The following is a 14,575-nucleotide window of genomic DNA, read 5'->3' as shown; positions in this document are numbered from 1 at the left end:
GCCCGCTTTTGATAGACGTTGGCCTATCTGGATGACTTCGATCTCGAAAACTTCATCCAGATAGGCCAACGTCTATTCGCGGCTGGGCTGGGCTGGGCTGGGCGGGGCGGGGCGGGGCGGGGCGGGGCGGGTGGGGCGGGTGGTGGGGCGCGTTAAGAAGGGCACCTTCTTATACGCATAGCGTTAAGAAGGTGCCCTTCCTTCGGGGTGGGGGTCAGCCCTTGCCGTTGCTGACGGACTCGTTGGTGAGGACGATCTCGGTGTCGGCGGCGACCTTCGTGCCGGCCTTCACCGACTGCTTGACGACCTTCCAGCTGACGAGCAGGGTCAGCTCCTTGCCGTCGTCGCCGATGAACTTCACGTTGGTGAAGCCGGCGTCGGCCAGGATCCGCTCGGCGTCGGCCGCCTTCTTGCCGACGACGTTCGGCACGGTGATCAGGCCGGCGTCGGGGGTCGGCGCGGCGGTGGGCGACGCGGCGGCGGTCGGGGAGGCGGCGGCGCTGGCCGAGGGGCCGGCGGTCGCGGACGCGGCGGCGGTGGGGGTGGCCGCGGCGGTCGGGCTGGCCGGCACGGCGGCGGAGGCGGTGGCCGCCACGGACGCCGAGGCGGCCGGGTCGGGGCCGTCGCTCTTCTGCCACCACTTCATGTACGCGAACCCGCCGCACAGCAGCAGCAGGAGGATCAGGAGCAGGAGCAGCAGCAGGAGCAGCCAGCGCTTGCGGCCGCCCTTGTCGTCGTCGTCCTTGTCCTTGTCGTCCGCGCCGTGCGCCGGCTTGTAGTCGCCGCCCTTGTCCTTGTCGTCGGCAGGAGGGGGCGTGGGGTTGTCGTAGGGGGTGTTGTCGTCGGGGTCTGACACGTCAGGTGCCTCTCGCTATCCGATGTGTACTCACGCAGCAGCACGTATGCAAACATCGGCCATGATGGCGGTCCACCGGCCGCTGGTCACTAGACCGCGGGTAGCGTCACCGACCGCCGAACGGTCAACCGCCTCCCGGGTCCACCAGCGAGACCGGCGCCGGCCCGGCGGGTTCGGGCCGGTTCGGGACCTGCCGGACGGCCCATTGCCGGTGCGCACACCGACCTCCAGCAGCACGGACACGTGTTCGTAGACGGTGTTCGGGATCGGGCCCGGTGGTGCGTTGGGGCCCACGGTGGTGGGCGGCGCGGTCGGCGACTACGGGAGCGAGGTGCGGCCGCGGCCCGAAAGCGGGGCGGCCCTGCACTGTCGGATTCCCGCGCGCTGTGTGCGGTGCGCAGGCACTCGGTGGGATCGCGGCGCAGGGCCCACGGCAGGTGGCACATCCGGGACGTGCAGGCGCTGGTCAAGAACGGGCTGGTGCGCCCGAAGGGCAACGCGGTGACCCGGGTCTACCTGATCGACGGCGTGGCGCGGGAGGCGCACCTGGCGGCGATGGACGCGGTTCGCAAACCGATGCGCGAGCCGTACCGTCGGTGAGTGGATCGTTCCACCTGGTGAGGATGGCGCGTCCGAGGGATTGACATCGATCTCCATGACTCATGTAATGGATCGTGAACTCACCGTGACGTGACGGCGTGCCCCGATCGGCAGCGCCCGTCGTGCCCGCGCTGCCGCGCGTCCGCCTCCCGGAAACGGAGGACCGCCGTGTACGCCATACCCCCGATCGACTGCCCCATCGCGCCGCGAGTGTCCCCGCACATCGCCGACGCCGAGGCCGAGCTGGCCGGATGGGCCCGCAAGTGCGGGCTGATCAGTGACGACGACGGCCGGAGCTGGCTGGCCGCCGAGGCGTACGCCGGGCACGCCGGCCGGATCTTCCCCGATGCCCAGCCCGCCGACCTGGCCCTGCTCGCCATGATCTTCGCGTGGTTCTACCTGATCGACGACGCCTGCGACGGCACCGCGCGGCCCGAGCCGGGCCGCACCCGGCGCTACGTGACCGAGCTGCTGTCGCTGCTGCACGGCTCGCGCCATCCGACCGAGGTCTTCACCGGGCCCGCCCGGACCATGCTCGTCGAGATCTGGGGCGCGCTGCGCGCCGAGATGCCCGCGGCCTGGCAGGAGCGGTTCACCGACGCGACCGCCCGCTACCTCGGCGGCGTGCTGGACGAGGCGGAGAACAAGGAGGCGGGGCACCGGCCGGGCGTCGCGGAGTACATCGAGCTGCGCCGGGCGGCCTCGGCGGCGGAGATCTCGCACCTGCTGACCGAGTTCGCCACGCACACCCGGATGCCGGACGCGATCTACCACCACCCGGCGCTGCGCGCGGTGCGGCTGGCCGGCAACGACCTGCTGAGCTGGTTCAACGATCTGCACTCGCTGGACAAGGACATCGCCACCTCGGGCGGGCACAACCTGGTGCTGGCCATCGCCCACGAGCGGGACCTGCCGGTCGAGGCGGCGGTGGGCGAGGCGGTGGGCATGTGGCAGGAGCGGATGGACGGCTTCGCGGCGCTGCGCGACCGGGTGCCGTCGTTCGGCACGCAGTTCGACGGGGCGGTGCGCCGGCATGTGGACGGGGTGGCCCGGTCGGTGCGCGGCACCCTGGACTGGACGCTGGTCAGCGGGCGCTACCGGGCCGACCCGCCGGAAACCCGGTAGACCGGCGCCCGGAGCGTCCGGGTAACCTGGACGCACAGGCATCGACCCGGCTATCACCGGTGAGCCTCCGGAAGAACAGGCCGCAAGGCCCCAGTAGAACCGGACGGGACGGCCCGTCACAGCCGACACGAGCGGTTCGTCCCCGCGCCTGGGGACGGGCAAGCGAGGTGGTACCGCGGGCTGATCATGGCTCGTCCTCGCACTGTGAGACGACAGTGACGAGTGTGACGAGGAGCCCAGCGATGGCTTACCCACTGCACGACGCCGCGGCCGAGGGCGTGACGGCGAGCCCCGACCTGCCCGGCCTGGAACGGCGCGTGCTCGACTACTGGGCCGCCGACAAGACCTTCACGGCCAGCGTGGAACAGCGCGACGCCGGGGCCAAGGGGTCCAACGAGTTCGTCTTCTACGACGGCCCGCCCTTCGCCAACGGCCTGCCCCACTACGGCCACCTGCTGACCGGCTACGTCAAGGACGTGGTGCCGCGCTACCAGACGATGCGCGGGCGCCGGGTCGAGCGCCGGTTCGGCTGGGACACCCACGGCATGCCCGCCGAGGTTGAGGCGGAGAAGCAGCTCGGCATCACCACCAAGGCCGAGATCCTCGACATGGGGCTGGCCGAGTTCAACGAGGCGTGCCGCACCTCCGTGCTGCGCTACACCAACGAGTGGGAGCGGTACGTCACCCGCCAGGCGCGCTGGGTCGACTTCGCCAACGACTACAAGACCCTCGACCTGGACTACATGGAAAGCGTCATGTGGGCCTTCAAGACGCTCTACGACAAGGGTCTGGTCTACGAGGGCTTCCGGGTGCTGGCGTACTGCTGGCGCTGTGAGACGCCGCTGTCCAACACCGAGACCCGGATGGACGACGTCTACAAGGACCGGCAGGACCCGACGCTGGCGGTGAAGTTCCAGCTCGACTCCGGCGAGCAGGTCGCGGTGTGGACCACCACGCCGTGGACGCTGCCGAGCAACCTGGCACTGGCCGTCGGGCCGGACATCGACTACGCGGTGATGGAGAAGGACGGCGAGAAGCTGCTGCTCGGCGCCGCCCGCCTGGACTACTACGCCAAGGAGCTGGAGGGGTACGCGCGCACCGGCACCGTCAAGGGCGCCGACCTGGTCGGCAAGCGGTACACGCCGCTGTTCCCGTTCCTGGTGGACCACGCCGGGGAGCACGCGTACCAGGTGCTCGGGGCGGACTTCGTGACCACCGAGGACGGCACCGGGGTCGTGCACCTCGCGCCCGCGTTCGGTGAGGACGACCAGAACACCTGCAACGCGGCGGGCATCCCGACCGTGGTGACGGTGGACGAGCGGGCGCGGTTCACCGCGCTGGTGCCGGCGTACGAGGGCCAGCAGGTCTTCGACACCAACAAGGCGGTCATCCGCGAGCTCAAGGACCGGGGCGTCGTGCTGCGGCACGAGACCTACACCCACTCGTACCCGCACTGCTGGCGGTGTGACACGCCGCTGGTCTACAAGGCGGTGTCGAGCTGGTTCGTGAAGGTCACCGCGTTCCGGGACCGGATGGTGGAGCTGAACCAGCAGATCAACTGGACCCCGGAGCACGTCAAGGACGGCTCGTTCGGCAAGTGGCTGGCCAACGCCCGCGACTGGTCGATCAGCCGGAACCGGTTCTGGGGCTCGCCGATCCCGGTGTGGGTCTCCGACGACCCCAACTACCCGCGCGTGGATGTCTACGGCTCGCTGGCGCAGCTGGAGGCGGACTTCGGCGTGAAGGTCACCGACCTGCACCGCCCGTACGTCGACGAGCTGACCCGGCCCAACCCGGACGACCCGACGGGCAACTCGACCATGCGCCGGGTGCCGGAGGTGCTGGACTGCTGGTTCGAGTCGGGCTCGATGCCGTTCGCCCAGGTGCACTACCCGTTCGAGAACACCGAGTGGTTCGAGGACCACTACCCGGGCGACTTCATCGTCGAGTACATCGGACAGACGCGCGGCTGGTTCTACACCATGCACGTGCTGGCCACCGCGCTGTTCGACCGGCCGGCGTTCCGCAGCTGCGTCAGCCACGGCATCCTGCAGGGCTCCGACGGCCGCAAGATGTCCAAGAGCCTGCGCAACTACCCCGACGTCTACGAGATGTTCGACCGCTACGGCGCCGACGCCATGCGCTGGATGCTGATGAGCTCCCCGGTGCTGCGCGGCGGCGACATGGCGGTCAACGAGGCGGGCATCCGGGACTCGGTGCGCCAGGTGCTGCTGCCGCTGTGGAACGTGTACTACTTCTTCACGCTCTACGCCAACGCCGACGGGCACACCGCCCGCCGGCGGGTCGACTCCACCCACGTGCTGGACCGGTACGTGCTGGCCAAGACCCGGGAGCTGGTCGAGACGACGACGGAGCAGCTCGACGCGTACGACCTCTCGGCGGCCTGCGCCGGGGTGCGGACCTATCTGGACGCGCTGACCAACTGGTACGTGCGCCGCAGCCGGGACCGCTTCTGGGCGGGCGACGCCGAGGCGTTCGACACGCTGTACACGGTGCTGGAGACGCTGGCCCGGGTGGTGGCGCCGCTGGCGCCGCTGACCGCCGAGGAGATCTGGCGCGGGCTGACCGGCGAGCGCTCGGTGCACCTGGCCGACTGGCCGGAGGCGGCGTCGCTGCCGGCCGACCACGACCTGGTCGCGACCATGGACCGGGTGCGCGAGGTGTGCTCGGCGGCGCTGTCGCTGCGCAAGGCCAAGGGCCTGCGGGTGCGGCTGCCGCTGAGCTCGCTGACCGTGGCCACGCCGGACGCCTCCGCGCTGCGCGACTTCGCGGACCTGGTCGCCGACGAGGTCAACGTGAAGTCGGTCGAGCTGAGCGACGACCTGGCGGGCCACTGCGAGCAGGTGCTCACGGTGGTGCCGCGGGTGCTCGGCCCGCGCGTGGGCGGCTCGGTGCAGCAGGTCATCAAGGCGGTCAAGGCGGGGGAGTGGTCGCTGGTCGACGGCGCCCCGGTCGCCGCCGGGGTCACCCTGCAGGAGGGCGAGTACGAGCTGAAGCTGGTCGCGGCCGACGCGGAGCACTCCGCCCCGCTGCCGGGCGACGCCGGCGTGGTCGTGCTGGACACCGAGGTCACCCCGGCGCTGGAGGCCGAGGGCCTGGCCCGCGACGTGGTCCGGGTGGTGCAGCAGGCCCGCCGCGAGGCGGACCTGGCGATCACCGACCGGATCGCGCTGACCGTCGCCGCCTCGGCCGAGGTGGCCGCGGCGGTGCAGGCGCACCAGGCGTTCCTGGCGGCCGAGACGCTGGCCGACAGCGTGACGTTCGGCACGGTCGAGGCCGGCTTCTCCGGCGAGGTCGGTGACGGCGGCACGGTGACCGTGGCCGTGGCACGCAGCTGAACCCGCTCCGGTCCGGAGCCGATGATCGGGGCGCCGCCCCGCCGTGACGAACGGCACTCGCGGCGCCCCGATCGCTGTCCGGGAGGCATTCACGCAGCTCAGCGTCGAGGCGAGCGGGTGGCAGGGCGGCGCAGTATGGCATCCGCCCGCCGTTTGGGCGACCGTTGCCGGGGTATGGGCCGCGCGGGAGGACTACCGTAAGCTCATCGGCCGGCTAGCTCATACCCTGTGGAGGCAGAAAGTGCCGGTGCTCTATACGGTCGGATTGTGGACGGTGGCGCCCGCGATCAAGCTGGGCTGGCGGCCCACGATCGAGGGCGCGGAGCACATCCCCGCCACGGGTGGTGCGATCTTCGCCGGCAACCACCTCTCCGTCGCCGACGAGCTGTTCCTCGGCTCCGCGGTCGGCCGCCACATCTCCTTCTGGGCCAAGGAGGACTACTTCACCGGCTCCGGCGTGAGCGGCCTGTTCTTCCGCACGCTGATGGGCGGCCTGGGCGCGATCCCCGTGCACCGCTCCGGCGGCCGAGCGGCGCTGAGCGCGTTCGACGCGGCCATCCCGGTGCTCCAGGAGGGCGGCCTGGTCGCCGTCTACCCCGAGGGCACCCGCTCGCCCGACGGCCGGCTCTACCGCGGCCGCACCGGCGTGGCCCGGCTCGCGCTCGCCGCGGACGTGCCGATCATCCCGGTCGGCATGATCGGCACCGAGAAGGTGCAGCCGATCGGCCAGGCGCTGCCGTCGCTGAAGCCCAACGCGGTCACCGTGAAGTTCGGCAAGCCGATCGAGGTCGGCGCCTGGAAGGACGCCGAGTCCGCCAGCACCGCCGCCCGCGAGATCACCGACACGGTGATGATGGCCATCCAGCAGCTCACCGGCCAGGAGTACGTCTCCCGGTACGCTCCGAAGAAGCGGGCGGACGAGCCGCAGGAGTAGCGCTCATCCGCTGTGCCGAACCGGACATCGGGTGCGAACTCGCCCGAGGTCCGGTCGCCGCGCGCGACCGCGTACCCTTGATACCCATGCGTGGCGAGTCGGTCTTTCCCCAGCTTGAGCAGTTGCTGCCGCTGATCAGCAAGCCCATCCAGTACGTGGGCGGTGAGCTGGGTGCGGTGGTCAAACCATGGGAGTCGGCCACTGTGCGCTGGGTGCTGTCGTACCCCGACGCGTACGAGGTCGGCCTGCCCAACCAGGGCGTGCAGATCCTCTACGAGGTGCTCAACGAGCGCGCGGACGTGCTCGCCGAGCGCACCTACGCGGTCTGGCCGGACCTCGAGAAGCTGATGCGCGAGCACGACGTGCCGCAGTTCACCGTCGACGCGCACCGCGCGGTCGGCGACTTCGACCTGTTCGGCCTGTCCTTCTCCACCGAGCTGGGCTACACCAACATGCTCACCGAGCTGAGCCTGGCGAAGATCCCGCTGATCGCGGCGGACCGCGACGACTCGCACCCGATCGTGGTCGCGGGCGGGCACGCCGCGTTCAACCCGGAGCCGATCGCCGACTTCATCGACGCCGCCGTGCTCGGCGACGGCGAGGAGGCGGTGCTGGAGATCACCGACATCGTCGCCGCGTGGAAGCGCGAGGGCAGCCCCGGCGGCCGCGACGAGATCCTGCTGCGCCTGGCCCGGACCGAGTCGGTGTACGTGCCGCGCTTCTACGACGTGGACTACCTGCCCGACGGCCGGATCCAGCGCGTGGTGCCCAACCGCCCGGGCGTGCCGTTCCGGGTGCACAAGCGCACCACCATGGACCTCGACGCCTGGCCGTACCCGAAGAAGCCGCTGGTGCCGCTGGCCGAGACGGTGCACGAGCGGTTCGCCGTGGAGATCTTCCGCGGCTGCACCCGCGGCTGCCGCTTCTGCCAGGCCGGCATGATCACCCGCCCGGTGCGCGAGCGCTCCATCACCACGGTGGCGCAGATGGTGCACGACGGGCTGGAGTTCTCCGGCTTCACCGAGGTGGGCCTGCTGTCGCTGTCGTCGGCCGACCACTCCGAGATCGGCGACATCTGCTCCGGCCTGGCCGACCAGTACGAGGGCACCAACGTGTCCCTGTCGCTGCCCAGCACCCGGGTGGACGCGTTCAACATCGACCTGGCGCAGGAGTTGGCCCGCAACGGCCGGCGCACCGGTCTGACGTTCGCCCCGGAGGGCGGCTCGGAGCGCATCCGCAAGGTGATCAACAAGATGGTGACGGAGGAGGACCTCATCCGCACCGTCACCACGGCGTACTCCAACGGCTGGCGGCAGGTGAAGCTGTACTTCATGTGCGGCCTGCCCACCGAGACCGACGAGGACGTGCTGCAGATCGCCCGGCTGGCGCACAACGTCATCAAGTCGGGCCGCCAGGCGACGGGCAGCAAGGACATCCGCTGCACCGTGTCGATCGGCGGGTTCGTGCCCAAGCCGCACACCCCGTTCCAGTGGGCCGCCATGGAGCGCCCCGAGGTGATCGACGCGCGGCTCAAGGCGCTCAAGAACGAGATCAACTCGGACCGCTCGCTGGGCCGGGCCATCGGCTTCCGCTACCACGACGGCGAGCCGTCGCTGATCGAGGGCCTGCTGGCGCGCGGTGACCGCCGCGTGGGCGCGGTCATCCGCAAGGTGTGGGAGGAGGGCGGCCGCTTCGACGGCTGGAGCGAGCACTTCTCGTACCGGCGCTGGGTCGACGCCGCCGCCGAGGTGCTGCCGGGCTTCGGCGTGGACCTGGACTGGTTCACCACCCGCGAGCGCGAGCAGGCCGAGGTGCTGCCCTGGGACCACCTGGACTCGGGCCTGGACAAGGACTGGCTCTGGCAGGACTGGCAGGACGCGCTGACCGAGTACGAGCAGGACGACTGCCGCTGGACGCCGTGCTTCGACTGCGGCGTGTGCCCGTCCATGGACACCCAGATCCAGATCGGGCCCACCGGCCACAAGCTGCTGCCCATCACGCCGGTCAACACCGGCCTGCGCGTGCCCGCGGGGGCCTGACGTGGGACGCACCAAGAACCAGCCCGAGGGCGGCCAGGCACCCGTCGTGCAGCGCGTGCGGCTGCGCTACGCCAAGCGCGGCCCGCTGCGCTTCACCTCGCACCGCGACTTCGCCCGCGCCATCGAGCGGGCCATCCACCGGGCGGGCGTGCCGATCGCCTTCTCGCAGGGCTTCACCCCGCACCCGAAGATCTCGTTCGCGAGCGCGGCGCCGACCGGCGTCGCCTCCGAGGCGGAGTACCTGGAGCTCGGGCTGCGCGCGCGGGTCGAGCCCGAAGCGCTGGTCAAGGCGCTGGACGCGGCGCTCTCACCGGGCCTGGACGTGCTGGACGCGGTCGAGGCGCACGCGCCCGGCAGCCTCGCCGACCGCATCACCGCCTCGCGGTGGCGGGTGGAGCTGCCCGGCGTGTCCGACGAGCAGCTCGCCGCGGCGGTGGCGGCCTTCGTCGCGCAGGGTGAGGTGCTGGTCGAACGCATGACCAAGCAGGGCCGGCGCACCTTCGACACCAGGGACGCGGTGGCCGCCATCGAGGCGGTCTCGTCACAGACCTCACCACCTGGCGCGGTCGGGGCGGCCCCGTGTGCGATACTCGACCTTGTCGTGCGGCAGGTCACTCCCTCCGTACGGCCCGATGACGTCCTGTCCGGCCTGCGCGTGGTGGCCGACCTGGAGCCGTCGGCGCCCCACTCACTGCGAAGTGCCAGGGCGACCCGGCTGGCACAGGGCACGCTGACCCCGCAGGGGGAGATCGTGGATCCGCTCGAGGCGGATCGCGACCCCGTCGCCATCGGCGAGCGTTGACCCGACCGGTCACCGCTACAGGCAGACTTCGGCGGAAAGCCCGTCCGAGCGCCGCGACAGGCGCTTGAGCAGGCGTCCCCGGCGGAAAACACCGGTGCTCCTGAGTGGCTGCGTTGTGACGCGCCCGGGACCGCCAGAACTGGAGAACAGTCCGGATGCTCGACCACGAGCCCGCAGATCGGCATGAGAATGCCGACAACGCATCGCAGAACGCGCCGGATGCGGCGCAGCAGGCACAGCCCGGCGCTGTGCACGGGGACACCTCCGGCGACGCCGTCGCCGAGCAGGCGGCGGGGGAGCCCGAGGCTCCCGCGCGCCGGCGTGCCCGCAAGCGCGCCGTGCCCGCGGCCGAGGCCGCTCCGGCGGAGGAGGGTGCGCCCGCCGACGCCGAGAAGCCGGCCAAGAAGGCCACCCGTCGCCGGAAGAAAGCCGCAGAGCCGGACATCTCCGGCGAGTCTGTGACAAGTGACGTCATCGAGCCCGCCGTCGCGGCTCCCGTCCAGGTCACCGTGAGCGAGGCGCTCGCGGAGGAGGCCGTCGAGGACGAGGAGGCCGAGGAGGCCGCCGCGGAGGCGGCCGAGGCGCTCGAAGCACCCGGTGGCACGACCCGCCGCCCGGCCATCTCCGTGCTGTTCATGGCGCCGGAGGCGACCGTCGCGACCCCGCCCGCCCGTCCGGCCGCCGCCGCGCGCCCCGCGGAGGAGCCCGAGGCCGAGCCGGCCGAGGCCGGCCGTCGCCGTCGCCGCCGCCGTGGCGGACGCGACGAGGAGGAGGCCGTCACCGCCGAGGCGGAGGCCGAGGAGCCGACCGCCGCCGAGGAGGAGCAGGACGACGAGGACGCCGAGGACGGTGGCCGCGGCCGCCGCCGCCGGGGCCGTCGTGGCCGCGGGCGCGGCAAGGGCGGGGCCGACGACGCCGCCGACGACGAGCAGCCCGAGGCCGCCGAGGGCGCCGAGGACGAGGTGGGCGAGGACGAGGACGGCGAGCCGCTGACCCGCCGCCGCCGTCGCCGCCGCCGCAAGGGCGCCGGGGACGACGCGGCCGAGTCCGAGGACGGCGTGCACACGGTCGTGCGCATCCGCGAGCCGCGGGCCGCCAGCGACGAGGTGCAGGGCGTCTCCGGGTCCACCCGGCTGGAGGCCAAGCGCCAGCGCCGCCGGGACGGTCGCGAGCAGCGCCGCACCCGCCCGCCGATCCTGACCGAGTCGGAGTTCCTGGCCCGCCGCGAGGCGGTCGACCGGGTCATGGTGATCCGGGAGAACCCCGACCGCACCCAGATCGCGGTCATGGAGGACGGCGTGCTCGTGGAGCACTACGTCACCCGGGCCTCCACCGCCACCATGGTCGGCAACGTGTACCTGGGCAAGGTGCAGAACGTGCTGCCGAGCATGGAGGCCGCCTTCGTCGACCTGGGCCGGGGCCGCAACGCGGTGCTCTACGCCGGTGAGGTCAACTGGGACGCGGCCGGCCTGGAGGGCCGGGCCCGCTCCATCGAGCAGGCGCTGCGGTCGGGCGACTCCGTGCTGGTGCAGGTGACCAAGGACCCGATCGGGCACAAGGGCGCGCGGCTGTCCAGCCACGTCGCGCTGTCCGGCCGGCACCTGGTGTACGTGCCCAACGGCAACGCCTCCGGCATCAGCCGCAAGCTGTCCGATGTGGAGCGCAAGCGGCTGCGCGACATCCTCAAGAAGCTGGTCCCCGAGGGCGCGGGCGTGATCGTGCGCACCGCCGCCGAGGGCGCCTCCGAGGAGGACCTGGCCCGCGACGTCAAGCGGCTGCAGGCGCAGTGGGAGGACATCCAGGCCAAGGCGGCCGAGGGCGGCGCGCCCGCGCTGCTGTACGGCGAGCCGGACCTGGTCGTCCGGGTGGTCCGCGACCTGTTCAACGAGGACTTCAAGGAGCTCGTGGTCCAGGGCGACAACGCCTACGAGACCGTGCAGACCTACCTGCGGCACGTGTCGCCCGACCTGGTGGACCGGGTGCACCGGCACACCGGCGTCGCCGACGTGTTCGCCACGTACCGCATCGACGAGCAGATCCTCAAGGGTCTGGACCGCAAGGTGTTCCTGCCCTCCGGCGGCCACCTGGTGATCGACCGCACCGAGGCGATGACCGTCGTCGACGTCAACACCGGCAAGTACACCGGTGCGGGTGGCAACCTCGAGGAGACGGTCACCCGCAACAACCTGGAGGCGGCCGAGGAGATCGTGCGCCAGCTGCGGCTGCGCGACCTCGGCGGCATCGTGGTGATCGACTTCATCGACATGGTGCTGGAGAGCAACCGCGAGCTGGTGCTGCGCCGGCTGACCGAGTGCCTGGGACGCGACCGGACCAAGCACCAGGTGACCGAGATCACCTCGCTGGGCCTGGTGCAGATGACCCGCAAGCGGATCGGCGCGGGCCTGCTGGAGGCGTTCAGCGAGCCGTGCGAGCACTGCAAGGGCCGCGGCGTGGTCATCCACACCGAGCCGGTGTCCGACCGCAGGGCGCCGGCCCAGGCGCTGCCGCCCGCCCAGGCGCAGCCCGCGCGGGTCAAGCCGGTCTCGGCGCCGCCCGCGCCCAAGCAGCAGCCGAAGGTGGCCGACGACACGTCGTACTACGACACCGAGGGCTACGACCTGTCCCGCTACGAGGCGCCCGAGGACGACGAGCCTGGCGACGAGCCCGGTGACGAGCCCGGTGACGAGTCGGCCGACACGCCCACCCGCCGCCGGACGCGCCGCGGCGGCCGCCGCCGCACCCGCCCGTAACCGGGGCGGATAACAACTCCATACCGCTCGTGACGAACTCAGGCGTCGTCACGGGAGTTGCGTAAGCTGCCCGGGGTATGTGGTCACCACCCCGGGCAGTTCGCTGTCCGACACACACCCCTGGACTCGGAGGACACCCCATGCGACGCCTGCTAGCCGCCACCGTGCTGGGCGCGGCGCTGTTCACCGCCTCGGCCTGCACCGACACCCCGGCGCCGAACGCCGCGCCGACCGCCTCGGCGGCCGTGTCGGCCGCGGCGAGCCCGGGCGCGAGCGTCGCCCCCAGCGGTTCGGCCGCGGTGCCGGGCACCGGCACGGTCGACACCAAGGCCGTCTGCGCCACGGTCGTCGCCGAGAGCAAGAAGTTCATCACCAACCTCGTGACCAAGGCGCAGGAGGCGGGCACCTCGCTCAGCGACCCGGACAAGGCGAAGGCCTTCCTGGACGCCCTCGCCAAGGACTACGTGGCGCTGTCCACCGCGATGAAGGCCGAGGCCGCCAAGGCCGCCGACCCGACGCTGAAGAAGGCGCTCGACGACCTGACCAAGGCGCTGGACGCCTCGGCGGGCGCGCTGGGCGACCCGCAGCAGCTCGCGCAGGATCCGTCGAAGATCCAGTCGATCCTGTTCAGCCCGGAGCTGTCCGCGGCGAACGAGGCGCTCGACAAGGTCTGCCCCTCGGCCTGACCGCCCGCGCGGTGGTGGCGGGGATGCCCGGCCCCACCGCGCCCTGACCGGCGTGCCCGCACCGGCGGCACGCGGGGCGGCGCCCCAACGCGCCGCCCACCTGAAACGCGTTCCGCGGGGCCGCCCGCCACGGGCGCACCCCACCCTGATGGAGGAAACACCCCATGCGACGTCTGCTGGCCGCGACCGCCCTCGCGGTGACCCTTTTCGGCTTGTCCGCCTGCGCCGACCAGAGCGCCGACCCCTCCGCGTCCGGGTCCAGCCCGGCCGCCACGGCCGCGGCCTCGGTCGCGCCGAGCGCCTCCGCGGGGACCGACGCGAAGGCCGTCTGCGCCGAGTTCGACAAGATCTTCCAGGGCCAGGCGACGACCAACCTCGGCGTCGCGATCGGCGAGCTGCTCGTGGCGCGCCAGGGCAAGGACGCCACGAAGATCGCCGCCGCCGAGACCAAGGTCAAGGGCGAGCTCGCCAAGCTGCAGACCGGCATCGCCGACCTCAGCGCCAAGGCGACCGACCCCGCCGTCAAGGCCAAGTTCGACGAGGTGGCCGCGAACGTCGGCAAGGCTGCCGACCTGGCCTTCCTGGAGGGCACCACCAAGGTCGAGGAGCTGGAGGCCAAGCTCACCCCGGCCTTCCTGTCCTGGATCATGCCGCTCGCGACCACCTGCGCCTGATCATCCGTTTCCTGACTCCCGGGGCCGCTGAGGCTGCCGATGTCCCTGTCGGACGCCGTGGTTAGGCTCCCCGGGTGCCCGCGTCGCGGGCAACCTCACCCTTGAATCCCTCGAACGAAGGAACCCTCATGCGACGAGTGCTCGCTACGGCCACCCTGGGCCTGGCCCTGCTGGGCATGGCCGCCTGCGCCGACCCGGAGACCCCCTCGGCCACCGCGTCCGGCACCCCGGCCGCCGGCGCCACCAGCGCCGCCCCGGCTCCGGCCGCCTCCCCGATCGACAAGGCCGCTGCCTGTGCCGCCTACGACAAGGCGCAGGCGGAGCTGACCAAGCCGCTCATGGAGACCATGATGAACATGGACGCCGTGGCCGCTGACCCGGCCAAGGCTCAGCAGGCCATCGCCGACCTGACCAAGGGTCTGGCCACCTTCGGCGCCGCCCTGGCCCCGGTCGCCGCCGGTAGCGTCGACCCGGAGCTGAAGGCCGCCATCGAGGCCGACATCGCGGTGCTGAACAAGATGCCGGCCGCCATCGCCGCTGCGGGCCCCGACCTGAAGAAGGTCGTCGACGCGCTCGGCACGCCGGAGTTCGAGGCCACCGGCGAGAAGGTCAAGTCGCTCTGCGGCAAGTGATCCACCCCCCGGCGTGCGGTGACCGCGGTCACTGCTGGGCGGGCACGCTGGCGCTGTCGGTCAGCGTGGCCATGATCGGCCGCCCGGACGCCGACGCGCTCAAACGCCCCGCCCCGAT

11 protein-coding genes are annotated in these 14,575 nt (G+C 71.9%); 10 read left to right on the top strand and 1 reads right to left on the bottom strand.

The features are described 5' to 3' along the window. Window positions 1–214: 214 nt before the first annotated feature. The gene (locus AB0J67_RS33545; protein WP_363488468.1) at window positions 215–856 is read right to left on the bottom strand and encodes a PASTA domain-containing protein; all 642 of its coding nucleotides are present in this window, start codon (window positions 854–856) and stop codon (window positions 215–217) included. A 453-nt stretch (window positions 857–1,309) separates the two neighbouring features. Between AB0J67_RS33545 and AB0J67_RS33540 the strand changes: the two genes are divergently transcribed. From AB0J67_RS33540 to AB0J67_RS33495, 10 genes are all read left to right on the top strand, one after another. Beyond that, window positions 1,310–1,456 (top strand): hypothetical protein, encoded by a 147-nt coding sequence (locus tag AB0J67_RS33540; protein ID WP_363488466.1) that lies wholly within the window; start codon window positions 1,310–1,312, stop codon window positions 1,454–1,456. A gap of 168 nt (window positions 1,457–1,624) precedes the next feature. After that, a complete protein-coding gene (locus AB0J67_RS33535) occupies window positions 1,625–2,581 on the top strand; it encodes a terpene synthase (protein ID WP_363488464.1) in 957 nt (318 codons plus the stop codon). A 242-nt stretch (window positions 2,582–2,823) separates the two neighbouring features. Next, on the top strand, window positions 2,824–5,940 hold the full coding sequence (gene ileS / locus AB0J67_RS33530; RefSeq protein WP_363488462.1) for an isoleucine--tRNA ligase: 3,117 nt from the start codon (window positions 2,824–2,826) through the stop codon (window positions 5,938–5,940). Between the two features lie 241 nt (window positions 5,941–6,181). Further along, window positions 6,182–6,874, top strand: coding sequence for a lysophospholipid acyltransferase family protein (locus tag AB0J67_RS33525; RefSeq protein WP_363488460.1), 693 nt, complete (start codon window positions 6,182–6,184; stop codon window positions 6,872–6,874). Window positions 6,875–6,960: 86 nt separating this feature from the next. Beyond that, on the top strand, window positions 6,961–8,913 hold the full coding sequence (locus AB0J67_RS33520; protein ID WP_363488458.1) for a TIGR03960 family B12-binding radical SAM protein: 1,953 nt from the start codon (window positions 6,961–6,963) through the stop codon (window positions 8,911–8,913). Window positions 8,914–8,959: 46 nt separating this feature from the next. Then, window positions 8,960–9,715, top strand: coding sequence for a TIGR03936 family radical SAM-associated protein (locus tag AB0J67_RS33515; protein WP_363488470.1), 756 nt, complete (start codon window positions 8,960–8,962; stop codon window positions 9,713–9,715). 155 nt (window positions 9,716–9,870) lie between these two features. Beyond that, window positions 9,871–12,465, top strand: coding sequence for an Rne/Rng family ribonuclease (locus tag AB0J67_RS33510; protein ID WP_363488456.1), 2,595 nt, complete (start codon window positions 9,871–9,873; stop codon window positions 12,463–12,465). A 140-nt stretch (window positions 12,466–12,605) separates the two neighbouring features. After that, window positions 12,606–13,151 carry a hypothetical protein gene (locus tag AB0J67_RS33505; protein WP_363488454.1) on the top strand — a complete coding sequence of 182 codons (546 nt, stop codon included), beginning with the start codon at window positions 12,606–12,608 and terminating at the stop codon, window positions 13,149–13,151. Between the two features lie 164 nt (window positions 13,152–13,315). Continuing rightward, window positions 13,316–13,825, top strand: a complete 510-nt coding sequence (locus AB0J67_RS33500) for a hypothetical protein (RefSeq protein ID WP_363488452.1) — start codon at window positions 13,316–13,318, stop codon at window positions 13,823–13,825. A gap of 128 nt (window positions 13,826–13,953) precedes the next feature. Next, entirely contained in the window at window positions 13,954–14,457 is a 504-nt protein-coding gene (locus AB0J67_RS33495; protein WP_363488450.1) for a hypothetical protein, read from the top strand. Window positions 14,458–14,575: the final 118 nt, after the last annotated feature.

Origin of the sequence: Catellatospora sp. NPDC049609, assembly GCF_040675365.1 — a bacterium.
Lineage (GTDB): Bacteria > Actinomycetota > Actinomycetes > Mycobacteriales > Micromonosporaceae > Catellatospora.
The sequence above is the reverse complement of the archived record's forward strand: the minus strand, read 5'-3'. Positions and strand labels throughout refer to the sequence as shown.

Coding starts and splice junctions, on each gene's coding strand:
- AB0J67_RS33520 (WP_363488458.1), top strand. CDS start 6,961: ATGCGTGGCGAGTCGGTCTTTCCCCAGCTTGAGCAGTTGCTGCCGCTG.
- AB0J67_RS33510 (WP_363488456.1), top strand. CDS start 9,871: ATGCTCGACCACGAGCCCGCAGATCGGCATGAGAATGCCGACAACGCA.
- AB0J67_RS33500 (WP_363488452.1), top strand. CDS start 13,316: ATGCGACGTCTGCTGGCCGCGACCGCCCTCGCGGTGACCCTTTTCGGC.
- ileS (WP_363488462.1), top strand. CDS start 2,824: ATGGCTTACCCACTGCACGACGCCGCGGCCGAGGGCGTGACGGCGAGC.
- AB0J67_RS33495 (WP_363488450.1), top strand. CDS start 13,954: ATGCGACGAGTGCTCGCTACGGCCACCCTGGGCCTGGCCCTGCTGGGC.
- AB0J67_RS33505 (WP_363488454.1), top strand. CDS start 12,606: ATGCGACGCCTGCTAGCCGCCACCGTGCTGGGCGCGGCGCTGTTCACC.